The sequence below is a fragment of the Draconibacterium orientale genome (assembly GCF_900111425.1).
Classification (GTDB): Bacteria; Bacteroidota; Bacteroidia; order Bacteroidales; family Prolixibacteraceae; genus Draconibacterium; species Draconibacterium orientale.
Genome location: NZ_FOHT01000030.1, coordinates 1 through 16,318, shown reverse-complemented (window position 1 = coordinate 16,318; position 16,318 = coordinate 1). Strand labels below are relative to the sequence as shown.

Below are 16,318 nucleotides of genomic sequence, written 5' to 3'. Positions count from 1 at the left end.
CTACTATTGGTAGATATCAGCAACATCCCCCAAAAAGTAATCATACCAGGCTGTTAAAAACTAAAATAGAAAAGAATGGATAATTATTCATTAACCAACCTTCGCGAACTGGAGGCAGAAGCCATCCACATCATCCGCGAGGTGGCAGCCGAGTTCGAAAATCCAGTAATGCTTTATTCCATCGGGAAAGACTCGTCGGTGATGGTTCGCCTGGCCGAAAAAGCATTTTATCCCGGTAAAGTTCCGTTCCCGTTGATGCATATCGATTCGAAATGGAAGTTTCAGGAAATGATCGATTTCCGCGACACATATGCGAAAGAAAAAGGCTGGGACCTGATCGTTCATCACAATAAAGAAGGTTTCGAAAGTGGCGTTGGTCCGTTTACCCACGGAAGTAAAGTTCACACCGATATTATGAAAACACAAGCCCTGCTTGGTGGTCTGAATAAATATAAATTTGATGCTGCTTTTGGTGGCGCCCGTCGCGATGAAGAAAAGTCGCGTGCGAAGGAACGTATCTTCTCGTTCCGCGATAAATTCCACCAGTGGGATCCGAAAAACCAGCGTCCTGAGCTGTGGAATATCTACAACAGCCGCGTGCAGAAAGGTGAATCTATTCGTGTGTTCCCTATCTCGAACTGGACCGAGCTGGATATCTGGCAGTACATCCGTTTGGAGAATATCCCTATCGTTCCGTTGTATTACGCAAAAGAACGTCCGGTAGTTAATATGGACGGCAGTTTAATTCTGGTTGACGACGAACGCATGCCAAAAGAACTGCGCGACAAAGCTGAAATGCGCAAAGTTCGTTTCCGTACGCTGGGTTGTTACCCGCTTACCGGCGCTATTGAATCGGAAGCCGATACTATTGAAAAAATTGTTGAAGAAATGATGACTGTTACCGTTTCGGAACGTACAACACGTGTAATCGACTTCGACCAGGAAGCAAGTATGGAACAGAAAAAACGCGAAGGGTATTTCTAGACTGGATACCGGATTCTGGATACTAGATTCTTGACAGATCGAGTATCCAGTATCAAGCATCTAGTATCAAACATCAAGTATCAAAAAGATGACTACAAAAAAATTAAACATACAAGAGTTCCTGGATCAGGACCAAAAAAAAGACCTTTTACGCTTACTGACAGCCGGATCGGTTGACGATGGCAAATCAACGCTTATCGGACGCTTGATGGCTGACAGTAAAATGCTTTACGAAGATCAGCTGGAAGCTTTACACCGCGACAGTAAACGTATTGGCCATGCCGGCGAGGAAATTGACTACGCCCTGTTGCTCGACGGTTTAAAAGCCGAGCGCGAGCAGGGAATTACCATTGATGTGGCTTACCGCTACTTCTCTACTGCCAAGCGTAAATTCATTATCGCTGATACTCCGGGACACGAGCAGTACACCCGTAACATGATTACCGGCGGATCGACGGCCAACCTCGCTATTATCCTGATTGATGCCCGTCATGGGGTAATTACTCAGACCAAACGCCATACTTATCTGGCCAACCTGCTTGGAATTAAACACATTGTGGTAGCCATTAACAAAATGGATTTGGCCGATTACAAACAGGAACGTTTTGAGGAAATTAAAGCCGACTACAAAGCTTTTGTTACCCAATTGGATATACCCGATGTAAACTTCATTCCTCTGTCGGCATTAAAAGGCGATAACGTTGTGGAAAAAGGCGACAATATGGATTGGTATCACGGTCCTTGTTTGCTTGAATTTTTGGAGAATGTACATGTAAGCTCCGACCGTAACTTCGACGACCTGCGTTTCCCGGTTCAATATGTGTTGCGCCCCGATATTAAATTCCGCGGATTCTCAACATCTGTGGCTTCAGGAATCATTAAAAAAGGCGATGAAGTAATGGTGCTGCCTTCGATGAAAAAGTCGAAAGTGGAGAAAATCGTAACTTACGAAGGAGAACTGGATTATGCTTTCCCGCCACAATCGGTAACAGTTACACTGGAAGACGAAATTGATATTTCGCGTGGCGATATGTTGGTTCACCCGGATAACCTGCCACGCGTGGAGCGCCAGTTCGAGGCCATGCTGGTTTGGATGGATGAGACCGACATGAACCTTTCTACGCAGTTCTATATCAAACAGGCCAACAACAACACAAAGGCCCGCATCGACGAAATTAAATACAAAGTAGATGTAAACACGCTTGAAAAATCGAACATCGAGAAATTCAAGCTGAACGAAATTGGCCGCGTGGTAATTACCACTACCAAGCCACTTTTCTTCGATCCGTATAAAAAGAACAAACAAACCGGTTCGTTTATTTTGATTGATCCGGTTACACATAATACCTGTGCTGTAGGTATGATCATCGACAAACTGGGTAGCAACAGCCTGCCATCGCGTATTACCGATGTTGACAAGGCAAAAATTGCTAAAGGTGAGCCGCTTGTGAAAGCTGAAGAATACATTCAGAAATACAATCAGAAAGGAGAAACCATCTGGATTACCGGCCTTCACGGCTCGGGTAAAAACGAGTTGGCTTTCAGTCTCGAGAAAAAACTGTTCGATAACGGTGCAACAGTTGTACTAATCGACGGTAGTTCGGTACGTTCAGGCCTTAGTCGCGAGCTGGACTTCTCGCCTGCCGACCGTGCGGAAAATCTACGTCGTGTAGCACACATTTGTAAAATGCTGAACGACCAGGGTATTATTACTATTGCTTCATATATCTCGCGTAACGAATCGTTGCGCGAACAGGTTGCGGAAATTATTGGTAAAGACCGTTTCCATATGTTCTACATGGATGCTGATCTGGACTATTGCAAAAACAATAAACCGGAATTATACAAGCTGGTAGAAGAAGGAAAAACGACCGGTTTGCCGGGCGCTGATCTGGAATACGAAGCACCAACCAACGCAAAACTGGTTTTCAAACCGGAGCAAAACGAAGAAAACCTGGATGCGATTTTGGATTATTTAGCTCAGAACAAAGTATTCCCCAACCACTAGGAATTTGAAATGAAGATATTAGTTACTGGAACAGCGGGATTTATAGGGTTTCACCTTACCAATAAATTATTGGAACAAGGAGTTGAAGTTGTTGGTATCGACAATATCAACGACTACTATTCTACCGAGCTGAAATATGCCCGTTTGGCCGAAGCAGGAATTTCACGTGATGCTGAGAACTGGCATAAAAAGGTGGTGAGCACCAAAAATCCGGCGTATTCCTTTGTTCGCATGAACCTGGAAGACCAGGAGCAGATCAATCAGCTTTTCGAAACCGAGAAGTTCGACAGGGTTTGCAACCTGGCAGCTCAGGCAGGCGTGCGTTACAGCCTCGAAAATCCACGTGCTTATATCGATAGTAACATTGTTGGTTTCATTAATATTCTGGAAGCTTGCCGCCACAACAATATTCAGCATTTGGTTTACGCCAGCTCGTCGAGCGTGTATGGCAACAGTGCCAAAATGCCTTTATCTGTTAACGACGTAGTGGATAACCCGGTGAGTTTATACGCCGCTACTAAAAAGAGCAACGAGTTGATGGCGCATACTTACAGTCATTTGTTTGGTATCCCAACTACAGGATTGCGCTTTTTTACGGTTTATGGCCCCTGGGGACGGCCGGATATGGCGTATTTCTCGTTCACGAAAAATATACTGAGCGGACAGCCCATAAAGATTTTCAACCATGGCGACTTGTACCGCGACTTTACCTATATCGACGATATTGTTGAAGGAATCATTAAGATTCTAAACGCTCCACCACAAAAAGCTACAAGCCACAAACCACAAGCTTCCAGAATCCAGAATCCAGAATCCAGTATCCCATACAAAGTGCACAACATTGGCAACTCCAGTCCGGTGAAACTGATGGAGTTTATCGAAACCATTGAAAAAGCACTGGGGCAGGAAGCTGTTAAAGAATACCACGATATGCAACCCGGCGATGTGTATAAAACCTACGCCGACGTAAGTGCGCTGGAAAAGGACTTTGGCTACTCGCCTGATACGCCGCTGGCGGAAGGAATTGGCGAGTTTGTTAAATGGTTTAGAAAGTTTTATCAATAGTGGATTGATTTTCAATCTTCACTTAAAAGATCCGATTCATGTTCCGAAAAAACAGAATCGGATTTTTTGTTTTTATACTCGTTAACAAGCAATAACAGTTCATTAACAGAATTGCGATTCAGGATATCTAACTTTATGAAATAACTCAAAATACAATTTTATGAAAACGTTTACCCTACTGCTGTTTAGTTGTGTAGTACTTCTTTTCAATGCGCCTTTGGCACAGGCTTCAACGCGTCAGAAAAAGAAGGTTCCTGAGGTTGAAAAACTCGATAATGCGCCCAACCTGTATAAAAGCAACAACATGTTTTTTAGCGGTCAGCCCAATCTCGAAACTTTTGAATGGTTAAAACAACAGGGTGTTGATTTGGTGATCAATCTTCGCACGGAGGGAGAAAACGAGGATTTTGCCGAGGAAGCATTTAACGAAGAAGTTTTGGTTGCCAAACTGAAAATGAAATACGTTTCGTTACCGATTGCTGGTTACGATGGCTACACGCCCGAAAACCTAAAGAAATTTGCGGAGGCATTAGATAATGCTAAATACAAAAAGGTGTTAATTCACTGCGGAAGTGCCGGCCGGGTAACCTATTTTATGATGGCTTACCTGGTTGAATACAAAGATTACAAACTGGCAGATGCCATAGCATTTGGCGAGCAGATCAAATTTTCGTTTCCGCTGGAATATTTGCTTAAAGAAGAGGTTGACTGGCAATTAAAATAATAGCGGGCAACCTGATTAAACAGATTACCCGCCTTTTACCCTCTGAAATATGCCTGAACAGGCACAATTGCTATATGGCAAACACTATTATTATCACGTTTAACTTTATTCCGATTTATCGAACCGTGCTTTGGCCACCTCCTCTTTCAACATTTTGCCCGGTGTAAAAATAATTTTCACGTTTTTTATCATATTCGATTTAAAGTTCTTTTCCTGCTCTGCGCCTTCACTACTTAAGGTTAGGCGAAAAGATCCAAGGTCGCCCAGACTAACCGTTTGTCCGTCGAGCAGGTACTTCGGTATCTGGTCAACCAGGTTATCCAACACATTACTGATATCGCCACGGCTAAGCGACGATTTGTCTTCAATATCGCGGCTAATGGTTTTACGGCCCGATGATACATGCGAGGCGTAAAACTTTTTAGGTGCAGTTAAATCCCGTGGATTCGCTTTTTCAATGAGCTTGTACTTTAGCATTTTAAATGAATTTGATGATTAAAAAATTAAACTTTACTGAAGCCGTTTGGGGCTTTCCTGAAGTTGTTGACATAAAATTACACCAGATTCCTTTTAAACAAAATGTTTTACAGCATAAGCTATTCATCATAAAGCAAAAAGGCAAACATTCCCCATGCTTATCTGTACGAATATTTTTGTCTTGATATTTGTATTTTTTTCACTTGACATCTTTCTCTCAATCACTTGACTTCTTTTAAAAGTTCACTTGTCATTTCTAGTTTAATCACTTGACATCTTTTTTGTTATCACTTGTGATAAATACTATATATAAAAGTCCTCATTTTGGCATCAAAAAATAATTTCTATTTACCTTAATTTATATACAATATAAATAACCTGTTATAATTGTTCTTTTGCTTTTTAACATATATTTTTGACATTAGTTCCTGGTGACACAATAAGTGAAAAGCCACCCCGAATTATGTAGAATAAGCTGACAATATCTAGACAATAACCTTTGAATTATGCCTGAAATGAATGGAAAAACACTTCGCCTTGTAAATTTCCTGATAGACTCTGCAATTTACTTCCTTATTATGTTTGGCATTTTGATACTCTTTAAGGATGTTATTCCTCAGCAAAATGTTAAATGGATTTCAATTATTGTCTATTTCCTGTACTATTTTATACTTGAAAGCACGACAGAACAAACGATTGGAAAAATAATTACCCGTTCGAAAGTGGTTTCATCAACAGAATCAAAAAATTACTTTTTCTTAAGAATTATCCTCCGAACGATGACAAGATTTATCCCTATCGATATTCTGACTTACCTCTTTTCTTTCAGGGGATTACATGATTGGATTTCGAAAACAACAGTGAATAAACTGTAGTTACCCTAATGTATAATTTAAAACGTATTAAAATGAAAAAGAAAATTTTCAACTTTTTGGCAATGGCCCTTGTTGCGATTATGATGTCGAGTTGCGCCACCGTATTTGGTGGTAAAGTTTCTGAATGCCAAAGGACGAAACCTGCACCGGGAGAACCTACAAGAGCCATTCGCGGAGGTGCACTTATCGCAGATGTATTGTTATTCTGGCCGGGTGCCATTGTTGACTTTGCAACAGGAGCTATTTATAAGCCTTGTGATAAAAATTAAGAAAGAATTACAGTCTGATTTTATTTTCAGACTGTAATTTTTACACCAACAACATGCAACAAAGCTAAACCAATAACATACTTATGAAAAGAAAACTAATCACAATGGGACTTTTAACAGGTCTCATTATCATGTTATCTGGCTGTGCCAGTATTGTAAGCAAAAGCAGCTATCCCTTCTCGATTAACAGTTACCCATCAGAAGCAAAAATTATTATTACCAATAACAATAGCTATGAAATATTTAGCGGCACAACACCTGCCACTATAAAACTAAGAGCCAGCGATGGTTATTTCACCAAGGCACAATATCAGGTTAAGTTTACAAAAGAGGGATACGAAACGAAAACAGTACCTGTTTACTTTAAGCTTGATGGCTGGTATTTTGGAAATATAATTTTTGGAGGATTAATTGGATTACTCATCGTTGATCCGGCAACCGGTGCAATGTATAAAATTGATACAGAATTCTTAAACGAAACATTAACACCTGTAACAAATCTTGCGTCAACCGAAGAATTAAGAATTTATACCTTAAAAGAAGTCCCCGAGGAGTGGAAACAACACCTCGTTTCACTATCAGAGTAATACTCATTTCCCTGCAACTACAATGCTAGTTTAAAACAATTCAGCGGGTGACTAAAAGTTAAAACAACTAGTCACCCGCTGAATAAAAAAAGGCAAGCCTGTAAGCCGGGTCCTGTCAATCCTGACATTTATCGTCAGGAAAGCTTTATCATTTATCTAGTCACGACATCACTGCCGTGATCCTGCAGCCTACCCCTCCAAAGTCTCTTGTGCGTTGAGAGCAAAACGGGCCGTTTCGCTGTACCGCAACAGCGGCAAACACTTTGGATATACATGGCTTTGCAACCCGTAAGACGTACGGCTAACGATGTTACCACCATCACCGGTGCGCTTTTACCGCACCTTTTCACCCGTTCTCCCGATAAATCGGGAGTGGTTATTTTCTGTTACGTTGCTATCCCCTTTCAAAGATCTTCCCGCTAGGAAGCACGGTGCCCTGTGTTGCCCGGACTTTCCTGACTGACAGTAATCGTCAGCCCGATAAAGCGGCTTGCCCGTGCAAAAGTACACTTTTAGTTTAGAGTTTAGTGTTTTCTGTTCAAAGTTTCTCTATTTCAAACCACTATTATCCGGTTAAAATAATCTTAGGCCAAGAGATTGCTTCACTTCGTTGCCAGTAACGGTGTTATCAGTCGATTAGAGAACCATTCTCTCCCTGACAAATCCTTGCATCATGTCTCTTTCGAACTGCACGAAGCAATCTTAAAGGTTATCAGCATTACTGATTTCAATGCTCAAATGCTTCAATTATAGAAAACTTGAAACTTTGTGAAACTTCGGGCTTCCTTTGTGCAACTTTGTGGTAAAATACAAACTACTTCCGCAAAATCACCATCGTTGCCCCATAGCCATACTCCTTAAACGAGGCATCCTGGAAATAATATTTTTTGAATTTGCGTTTCAGCAGGTTGGTCACCTCCTGTTTTAAAACGCCCTGCCCCACACCGTGAATAAATACAATTCGTTTTGCATGATTCTTAATGGCCAGGTTCATTTCCGATTCAACAGTCTCCATCTGAATATCCAGCATTTCGCGGTTGCTTAAGCCTTCCGGTTCGTCGAGCAGCTCGGTAATATGCAAATCAATCACCACCTCTTCGGTATTGCGTTTGCGTTCTTTACGTTTAGGGGCTTCAGCAGTTTCCTTTGCCTTTACCACCTTTTTGAAATCATCCTGGGTTAGTTTATCCAGTTCAGTCTGAAATGTATCAGACGTAATCTTCAGCACAAAAGCATTCTTTCTGAAATAGGAGTTCGCACGGAAAGTCGACTCTTTGTAAAACTTCACCGGGTTAACGCGGAACTTCTTCACCATGGGCAAATTCCATTCACTTTCTGTTTCGCGGAAATAAATGAGCTGAAAACCAAAGTCGGGCAGATCGGTAAAATCTTCCTGAACCAAAGCATCAATCTTCTCGCGTGAATTGGAACGTACCGTCCCTTGTTTAATGGCCTCAACGCCATCGGTTTTTATATACGAATAATTGAACAGAACCGTATAGTTACTGTCGTTTACCAAAAACAATTCGATCTCGCCCGAAAGCGGATTCTTGGGATCGGTAGGCACAAAACAAAAATAAAATTCAGCAGCGTTTTTACCGTTAATAATTTCGCCTTTGGGTTCAATATATTCTGGTTCGGGCTGCACTTCCGCAGGCGTTTCCTGTTGTACTGATGCAGTACTGCCTGCATTAAGTTCCGGAGCACTAATATTTACCAGTTCTTTTATCAGGCAAGGCACTTCAAAACCATCATCGCCTTCAACATTTACCGTGGTTTTATTTACAAAACCGGTTACTACCCCACCACCAACATCGTTTAAAAACTTAACCTTATCGCCTACTTTTATCATGACTTCTTACTTTTCCGACAAAAGTAACATTAATATTTTTCATTAAGGGCTAAAGCCCATTCAGGTTCGCATTTACTAACCCCGGGCTTAAGCCCGGGGTTAAGAAAAGCAGCTTTCAAACTGGGCTTCAGCCCTTAATTTCAACTTGGTTACAACAAAAAAGAAATTCTTACTTTTGCAGTCCTAAAAGACAATTGGTTTGAACAGATACAAAGACATAAAGATTAGCGATTACACGTATAATTTGCCCGATGAGCGAATTGCCAAATACCCGCTTAACGAGCGCGACAAATCGAAATTATTAATCAGGCAGAACGGGACTATCCAACAGGATATTTTTGAAAACTGCGCCAATTATCTTCCGGAAGATGCGCAGCTGGTTTTTAACAATACCCGCGTAATTCATGCCCGTTTGTTTTTTCACAAAGAAACCGGTGCCAAAATCGAAATCTTTTGTCTGGAGCCTGTTGAACCGGCCGACTACCAGGTAGCTTTTCAGGAAACCGAAGAAGTGACATGGAAATGTATGGTGGGCAATTCTAAAAAGTGGAAAGAAGGTTTCCTTACCCAAACTTTCGAAATTGATGGGAAAACAATAGAACTAACTGCTGCAAAAATCGGGCAGGAAGGCAATTCGTTTCACATTCGTTTTGTGTGGAACGGCGGCGTACATTTCTCCGAAATTATTGAGCACATCGGGCAATTACCCATCCCGCCGTACCTGAACCGCGACACCGAAGAAAGCGACGAGGAAACATATCAAACTGTTTATGCTAAAATCGATGGTTCGGTGGCAGCGCCAACAGCAGGTTTGCATTTTACCGATCCGGTGATTGCGCAACTGGCCGAAAAAAACATCACCACCAACGAAATTACGCTGCATGTGGGAGCCGGTACTTTTCAGCCCGTAAAATCGGAAACCATCGAAGGGCACACCATGCACCACGAGCAGGTAATCATCCCGATAGAAATTCTGCGTTCTTTTCTCGAAAATCCTAAAAATATCATTGCGGTGGGAACCACTTCGGTGCGCTCGCTGGAAAGTTTGTACTGGATTGGCCTGCAACTGGAAGAAAAACGTTTCGATCCGTTTCATCCCGAGGTAAAACAGTGGGAACCTTACACAAATGAGGCCACGATTTCGCTCGAAAAAGCCCTGCAGAACATCATTTATTTCCTGGCCGAAAACGATGAAAAAGCCATTCGCTTTTCAACACAAATTATCATTCTGCCGGGCTACGATTTCAAACTGATCAGTGGTATGTTTACCAATTTTCACCAGCCACAAAGTACGCTGTTGCTTTTAATCAGCGCTTTTCTGGGCAACGACTGGAAAAAGATTTACGACTACGCCCTCGCCAACGACTTCCGTTTTTTAAGCTATGGAGACAGTAACCTTTACCTAAAATAAACCACTATGCACTGAAAGTTTATAGGTTAAAGATTGAATGAAATTGAAAATGAACAAAGAATCGGATATGAGTAGAAAGTAATGAGTAGTGAGAGAAGAATAGAGACACGTATAAATTTCTCAATACTCAAATCTCGGTACTCAATTCGAAATCCAATAAAAAAAGTTTATAGAAACTAAAGTAGCTGCAATAATCCCGAAGTTTCGGGAGCAGGGTTTTAACCAATATCCATAAAAAAATCGACAATGAAACTCAGATTAAACCTAATCCTCCTTGCATTACTGATTTCAATTTCAGGCTTTGCACAAAACAAAGAAATAAAATGGTGGAGCCCCTCCGAAAACAGTTTCGACGTGATTAACGGGCAAGGCTGGACAAACGGACTGGAATCGCCTTACGACCGGCTTCCGGCAAAAGCAAAAGGCACCGTTCGCGATGCCGTGTGGAACCTTTCGAAACATACGGCCGGGTTAAAGATCCGCTTTCGCAGCAATGCCTCCGAAATTAAGGTCAAGTATCAGGTTGGCGGAAATTTAAACATGGCGCACATGCCCTCAACCGGTGTCAGTGGCTTGGATTTATATGCAAAAAATGCCGATGGCGAATGGTTGTGCTGCCGCGGGCATTATTCGTTTGGCGATACCGTAACCTATACATTCCGAAACATCACACCCAATGATAACTACCACAAGCTTGGCCGCGAATATCACCTCTACCTTCCGCTTTACAACTCGGTAAGATGGATGGAAATCGGGGTAGCCGACGAGGCTCTTTTCGAGCCTATTCCTTTGCGTAACGAAAAACCAATTGTGGTTTACGGAACTTCCATTGCACAGGGCGGTTGCGCCTCGCGTCCGGGTATGGCATGGACTTCCATCCTGGAACGGGAAATGGATAATCCACTCATTAACCTGGCCTTTTCAGGAAACGGGAGACTGGAAGACGAAGTTACCCAACTACTTAGCGAGATCGATGCCAAAGTGTACATTTTAGATTGCCTCCCCAACCTGACTTTAGGAGAAAAATATTCGGAAAACGATATTTATCAGAAGGTGATGAATACCGTAAAAGCCTTACGCGCAAAATCATCGGCGCCAATACTATTGGTAGAGCACCCCGCTTACGGTTTTGAAAGCAGCAACAAAGCGCAAAAGGAAGGTACCGACAGATTAAATGCAGCGCAGTCAAAAGCTTTTGCCGATTTGATGACAGAAAGCTACACCAACATAACGGTGCTAACTCAAAAAGAACTCAACCTGGATTTGAATAGTTTTGTTGATGGCGTGCATCCTACCGACCGTGGAATGGAACAATATGCGCTGGCCTACGAAAAGAAACTTCGTGAATTTCTGAATGAACCTAAGGGAAAAATCTCTACTACAATTCCAGTAACACAATCGCGCGAGCCGGCCAGCTATAACTGGGAAGCCCGCCACAACAAACTGCTGGAACTGAATAAAACCAATCCGCCAAAAGTTTGCTTCTTTGGCAATTCCATTACGCATTACTGGGGCGGCATTCCCGAAGATCCACGAAAAAACGGTGCTGATTCGTGGAACAAATACCTGGGCGACCTCTCGGTGCATAACTTTGGCTTTGGCTGGGACCGCGTTGAAAATGTACTTTGGCGCATTTATCATGAAGAGCTCGACGGATTTCAGGCCGGGCAAATTGTTTTCATGCTTGGAACCAACAACCTGCATCTAAACACCGACGAAGAAATTATAGCCGGACTAAAACTGGTTTACGAAGCTGTTAAAAACCGGCAATCCCATGCCCGTGTTTTAATTTTGGGTATTTATCCGCGCAGAGACAACGAAGAACGTGTGGCCGGGCTGAACTTAAAAATAACACAGTTAGCAGGCGAAATGCAACTTGATTATTCCAATCCGGGCACTGTTCTGCTTCAGGAAAATGGAAAAATTGATGAATCGCTCTTTTCCGACGGGCTTCATCCCAATGCTGACGGCTACAATAAACTGGCGCAAAAAATCAGGAAATTGTTAACTCAGCAATAGAAATTATGACAGCCGCAAGAGCTGACAATAACATTTTTTAATACCAAATATTTGCACAGAAGCGTGCTTTAACCATATTTGCAGCATTATGCAGAGAGATAAAATCGATAGCTTTTCCTCCTTCATTTCCGAGTCGGTAAAAAAATATGCCAACAACAAGGCACTTGGTTTTATTGATGGCGACTACCTTACTTATGCCCAAATGGGGAGAAAAATCTCCGCCGTTCAGGCCTATTTGGAAAAGCTGGGTATTGGTGCTGGCGATAAAGTGATCATTTACAGCCAAAACATGCCCACCTGGGGCGTTGTTTATTTTGCCTTGCAGTGCTCCGGAATTGTTGCCGTTCCTGTTCTTCCCGATTTTAGCCCGGTTGAACTGGAGAATGTGATCAAACATTCCGAGTCGAAAGCGATGTTTATCTCTTCAAGCCTTCAGTATAAATTGAAAGAAGCTGACGCATCAACGCTGGATGTTATTATAAAAATAGACGATCTGAGTCTTCTGAAAACAGAAGACACTTCGGTGGTTTTTGATGAAAGAGCAAGCAGCAACAAAACCCATCAACCCAAAGAAAATGAGCTGGCGGTATTGATTTACACCTCCGGAACTACCGGAAATTCGAAAGGGGTAATGCTGTCGCAGAAAAACATTTTGGAGAATATTATTCAATCGGCGGCAGTTCAGGAAATAAAGCCTCATTTTCATTTTCTATCGGTGCTGCCCTTATCGCACACCTACGAAAACACCATTGGATTTTTGCTGGCCATGTACAAAGGAGCCAGTGTAACTTATCTGCACAAACCGCCTACGGCAAGTGTACTTTTACCAGCGCTGAAAAAGATTCGCCCGGAGATTATGCTCACGGTACCAATGATTATTGAGAAAGTGTACAAAAGCAGCATTTTACCGGCGATTAATAAAAAAACGGTAACACGATTGCTACATCGTTTTAAGCCAACACGAAAACTGGTTCACCGTATGGCGGGCAAAAAATTATACGAAACGTTTGGTGGCCGACTTGTATTTTTTGGTATTGGCGGTGCAAAACTCGATGGCAAAGTGGAACGTTTTCTGCGCGATGCAAAATTCCCATATGCCATTGGTTACGGCTTAACCGAAACCTCTCCTCTTGTGGCGGGATCAAACCCAACAACAACACGTTTCAGAGCCATTGGCCCAAAAGTAATTAACAGCGAATTAATAATTCACGATCCGAACCCGGTAACCGGCGAAGGTGAAATCTGGACAAAAGGGCCGAATGTAATGTTGGGTTACTACAAAAACCCCGAAGAAACAAAACGTGTATTAACCGACGATGGCTGGTTTAAAACCGGCGACCTTGGTGTTTTTGATAAAGACGGCTGGCTAAGCCACAAAGGTCGCCTGAAAAATATGATTGTTGGTGCCAACGGCGAAAATATCTACCCCGAGGAAATTGAATCGATCATCAATAATTTCAGGCACGTGGTGGAATCGATTGTGGTTCAGAAAAAAGGGAAACTGGTGGCACTGGTTCATTTTAACAGAGATGAACTGGAGCAAAAAGTGAAAGAAATGCGTTCTGAACTGGGAGATAAAATGGATGAAATCTCGCATCAGGTAGATGAAAAAATTGAAGAGTTAAGCGCTGAACTAAAAGAATATATCAATTCGCGGGTGAATAAGTTTTCCAAAATTCAGGATTTTATATCGCACCCTACCCCTTTTATAAAAACGGCTACGCAAAAAATAAAACGCTACCTGTATCATTAAACAGGCTTTTACCGATAATCGCAAGGTGTTCAACCCTTTCGGGGCTGAGATTGTATTCTTCAACTACCACCGGCTTTACCGGCGATTATTCACATTAAGTCCTTGCAGGACCACCCGCAATACTATTGATTCCCCAGGCCTGCTAACCGGAAAACACCATAAAATTTACAGCTAATCTTTAAGGATAATTTTCTTCCATGCAAACAACAATGTCCAGAAAGAACTAAATACGAATAACCGTGTGTAAAACGCACGGAAAAACAAAACTCAATCGCGTCTCTGCCCTGAAGGGGTTGAATAATTTCCTGAAAAGCCAGGAACAATACAATCTGTTATTAATTCGCGAAAAATTTATTTTAGCTCCTTATTTAGAATCAACCCTAAGAGATAAAGTTTTAAATTCGTAGGGTTAATTTAAAATTCAAAAAACTTATGTCTGATTATTTCAAACAATACCCAAATAAAGAGGGATTTTACAAGGAATATGGTGGCTCGTTTATTCCACCCGATTTGCAAAAAGAAATGGATAAAATTACCAAAGCCTATTTCAGCATCAGCAAATCGCATAATTTTATTTCGGAACTTCGCAGCATTCGCAAACACTTTCAGGGCCGGCCAACTCCGGTTTACTACTGCCAAAATTTGTCGGCAAAATACGGTGGCCGCATTTACCTGAAACGCGAAGACCTGAACCACTCGGGCGCCCACAAATTAAACCACTGTATGGGCGAGGCTTTATTGGCCAAGCACCTGGGCAAAAAGAAACTGATTGCCGAAACCGGCGCCGGACAACACGGTGTGGCACTGGCAACTGCAGCAGCTTATTTTGGTTTGGAGTGCGAAATTCACATGGGCGAAGTTGACATTGCCAAAGAACACCCGAATGTGGTGCGGATGAAAATTCTGGGAGCCGAAGTAATTCCGGTTTCGCACGGATTAAAAACGCTGAAAGAAGCGGTTGACTCGGCTTTTGAAGCCTATTTAAAAGATCCCGAAAATACCATCTACTGTATTGGTTCGGTTGTTGGCCCGCACCCTTTTCCGATGATGGTTCGCGATTTCCAGCGCGTTGTAGGAATTGAAGCACAAGAGCAGTTTTATGAAATGACCGGCGAAAATCCCGATCACGTAGTGGCTTGTGTGGGCGGCGGAAGTAATGCCATGGGAATGTTCTCGGGTTTCCTCGATATTGAAGATACACAGCTACACGGTGTGGAGCCGGGCGGAGTTGGCACAAAACTGGGCGACCACGCCAGCACCATTACCTACGGAAAACCGGGCATGCTTCACGGTTTTAAGTGCTATACCTTGCAGGATGAAAAAGGCGAACCTGCACCGGTTTATTCGGTGGCCAGCGGTTTGGACTACCCGGGTGTTGGACCGGAACACAGCATGCTGAAAGATATGGGCAAAGTAAATTACGGCATTGCCAACGATGCCGAAACCATCGATGCTTTTTTTGAACTAAGCCGTCTGGAAGGAATTATTCCGGCACTGGAAAGCGCACACGCAGTGGCTTACGGTTTAAAACTGGCCCAGGAAAACCAACAGGAATCAATTTTGATTAACCTCAGTGGCCGTGGCGACAAAGACATCGACTTTGTGATTGAAAAATATGGGTTGCCTGAATAAGAAGACTTCTGATTACGATATTGAAAAGTCCGGTTTTGCCGGACTTTTTTTCTGAAAGTCACTTTGGTAAAAACAAAAAAGTTCACGCAGAGTAGATCACTAAGTTTTCGCAAAGCACGCAAAACAGATTCTATACCTTTGCGAATTTTGCGCTTCTTCTTTTCTTTGCGTGAAACAATATTAATATCCTTTCATCCCTCTTGGTGATTTCGGGAATCATGAATGTTTTATTGTAAGAAATCAGTAAATAATGGCTTATTGGCAGAGTGTACTCTTTTTCGTAGGCAAATGCGCTTAGTGGTTTCAAATCGCTTGTAATAAAGGGATCCGATCCTTATCAGTTTAAAAGAATAAGGACCGGATCCTTAAGTCCCCATCATTCTTATCTGTATTGTCTTTTAAAATAATACACTATACGAAGTGTTATTAAAAAATAAGATTTGATGGCAGAATAACGGGCAATTGCGAGTTGTACACTCATTGTATCCCTTAGCCTTGAAATCTGCGAGCGGCGAAACATTCCCCGCTGGTGCGGATTTGTAATTAGGAGTGTTCGGAAGAATCCCCAAGGCACACGATTTTCAAAAAGCCTAATTCAGCGAAAAACTAAACTCGGATCTCCACCACAGTGCTTTACTATCATTTTTATAATTAACTCATTA

13 protein-coding genes and 1 other RNA gene are annotated in these 16,318 nt (G+C 42.3%); 11 read left to right on the top strand and 3 right to left on the bottom strand.

The features are described 5' to 3' along the window. The first annotated feature begins 75 nt into the window (after positions 1–75). The 4 genes from cysD to BMW53_RS15410 all read left to right on the top strand — a co-directional run bounded on the left by cysD (position 76) and on the right by BMW53_RS15410 (position 4,781). Positions 76–984, top strand: coding sequence for a sulfate adenylyltransferase subunit CysD (cysD, locus tag BMW53_RS15425; protein ID WP_038555231.1), 909 nt, complete (start codon positions 76–78; stop codon positions 982–984). 79 nt (positions 985–1,063) lie between these two features. Next, a complete protein-coding gene (gene cysN, locus BMW53_RS15420) occupies positions 1,064–2,992 on the top strand; it encodes a sulfate adenylyltransferase subunit CysN (RefSeq protein ID WP_051567557.1) in 1,929 nt (642 codons plus the stop codon). A 9-nt stretch (positions 2,993–3,001) separates the two neighbouring features. After that, a complete protein-coding gene (locus BMW53_RS15415) occupies positions 3,002–4,057 on the top strand; it encodes an NAD-dependent epimerase (RefSeq protein WP_038555237.1) in 1,056 nt (351 codons plus the stop codon). 160 nt (positions 4,058–4,217) lie between these two features. Then, on the top strand, positions 4,218–4,781 hold the full coding sequence (locus BMW53_RS15410; protein WP_051567558.1) for a protein tyrosine phosphatase family protein: 564 nt from the start codon (positions 4,218–4,220) through the stop codon (positions 4,779–4,781). 105 nt (positions 4,782–4,886) lie between these two features. Here BMW53_RS15410 and BMW53_RS15405 read toward each other — a convergent pair whose 3' ends face one another. Beyond that, a complete protein-coding gene (locus tag BMW53_RS15405; protein WP_038555248.1) occupies positions 4,887–5,258 on the bottom strand; it encodes an HU family DNA-binding protein in 372 nt (123 codons plus the stop codon). Between the two features lie 506 nt (positions 5,259–5,764). On the opposite strand from BMW53_RS15405, the gene BMW53_RS21530 reads away from it, so the two are divergent. The 3 genes from BMW53_RS21530 to BMW53_RS15385 all read left to right on the top strand — a co-directional run bounded on the left by BMW53_RS21530 (position 5,765) and on the right by BMW53_RS15385 (position 6,989). Next, entirely contained in the window at positions 5,765–6,133 is a 369-nt protein-coding gene (locus tag BMW53_RS21530) for an RDD family protein (protein WP_051567559.1), read from the top strand. 32 nt (positions 6,134–6,165) lie between these two features. Continuing rightward, a complete protein-coding gene (locus BMW53_RS15390; RefSeq protein ID WP_038555262.1) occupies positions 6,166–6,402 on the top strand; it encodes a hypothetical protein in 237 nt (78 codons plus the stop codon). A gap of 83 nt (positions 6,403–6,485) precedes the next feature. Then, positions 6,486–6,989 (top strand): hypothetical protein, encoded by a 504-nt coding sequence (locus BMW53_RS15385; protein WP_074780931.1) that lies wholly within the window; start codon positions 6,486–6,488, stop codon positions 6,987–6,989. 85 nt (positions 6,990–7,074) lie between these two features. Here the strand turns inward: BMW53_RS15385 and rnpB are convergent. Beyond that, an RNA gene (rnpB, locus tag BMW53_RS15380) (RNase P RNA component class A) lies at positions 7,075–7,486 on the bottom strand. 317 nt (positions 7,487–7,803) lie between these two features. Beyond that, complete coding sequence (locus BMW53_RS15375; RefSeq protein WP_038555268.1) at positions 7,804–8,841, bottom strand: DUF2027 domain-containing protein; 1,038 nt, start codon at positions 8,839–8,841, stop codon at positions 7,804–7,806. A 199-nt stretch (positions 8,842–9,040) separates the two neighbouring features. Here BMW53_RS15375 and BMW53_RS15370 point away from each other — a divergent pair, with 199 nt between their 5' ends. The 4 genes from BMW53_RS15370 (at position 9,041) to trpB (ending at position 15,656) form a co-directional block, all read left to right on the top strand. Then, a complete protein-coding gene (locus tag BMW53_RS15370) occupies positions 9,041–10,252 on the top strand; it encodes an S-adenosylmethionine:tRNA ribosyltransferase-isomerase (protein WP_038555271.1) in 1,212 nt (403 codons plus the stop codon). 246 nt (positions 10,253–10,498) lie between these two features. Beyond that, on the top strand, positions 10,499–12,271 hold the full coding sequence (locus BMW53_RS15365; RefSeq protein ID WP_038555274.1) for an SGNH/GDSL hydrolase family protein: 1,773 nt from the start codon (positions 10,499–10,501) through the stop codon (positions 12,269–12,271). An 88-nt stretch (positions 12,272–12,359) separates the two neighbouring features. Further along, entirely contained in the window at positions 12,360–14,024 is a 1,665-nt protein-coding gene (locus BMW53_RS15360; RefSeq protein WP_038555277.1) for an AMP-binding protein, read from the top strand. A gap of 432 nt (positions 14,025–14,456) precedes the next feature. Continuing rightward, positions 14,457–15,656 carry a tryptophan synthase subunit beta gene (gene trpB, locus BMW53_RS15355; RefSeq protein WP_038555280.1) on the top strand — a complete coding sequence of 400 codons (1,200 nt, stop codon included), beginning with the start codon at positions 14,457–14,459 and terminating at the stop codon, positions 15,654–15,656. Positions 15,657–16,318 lie beyond the last annotated feature (662 nt).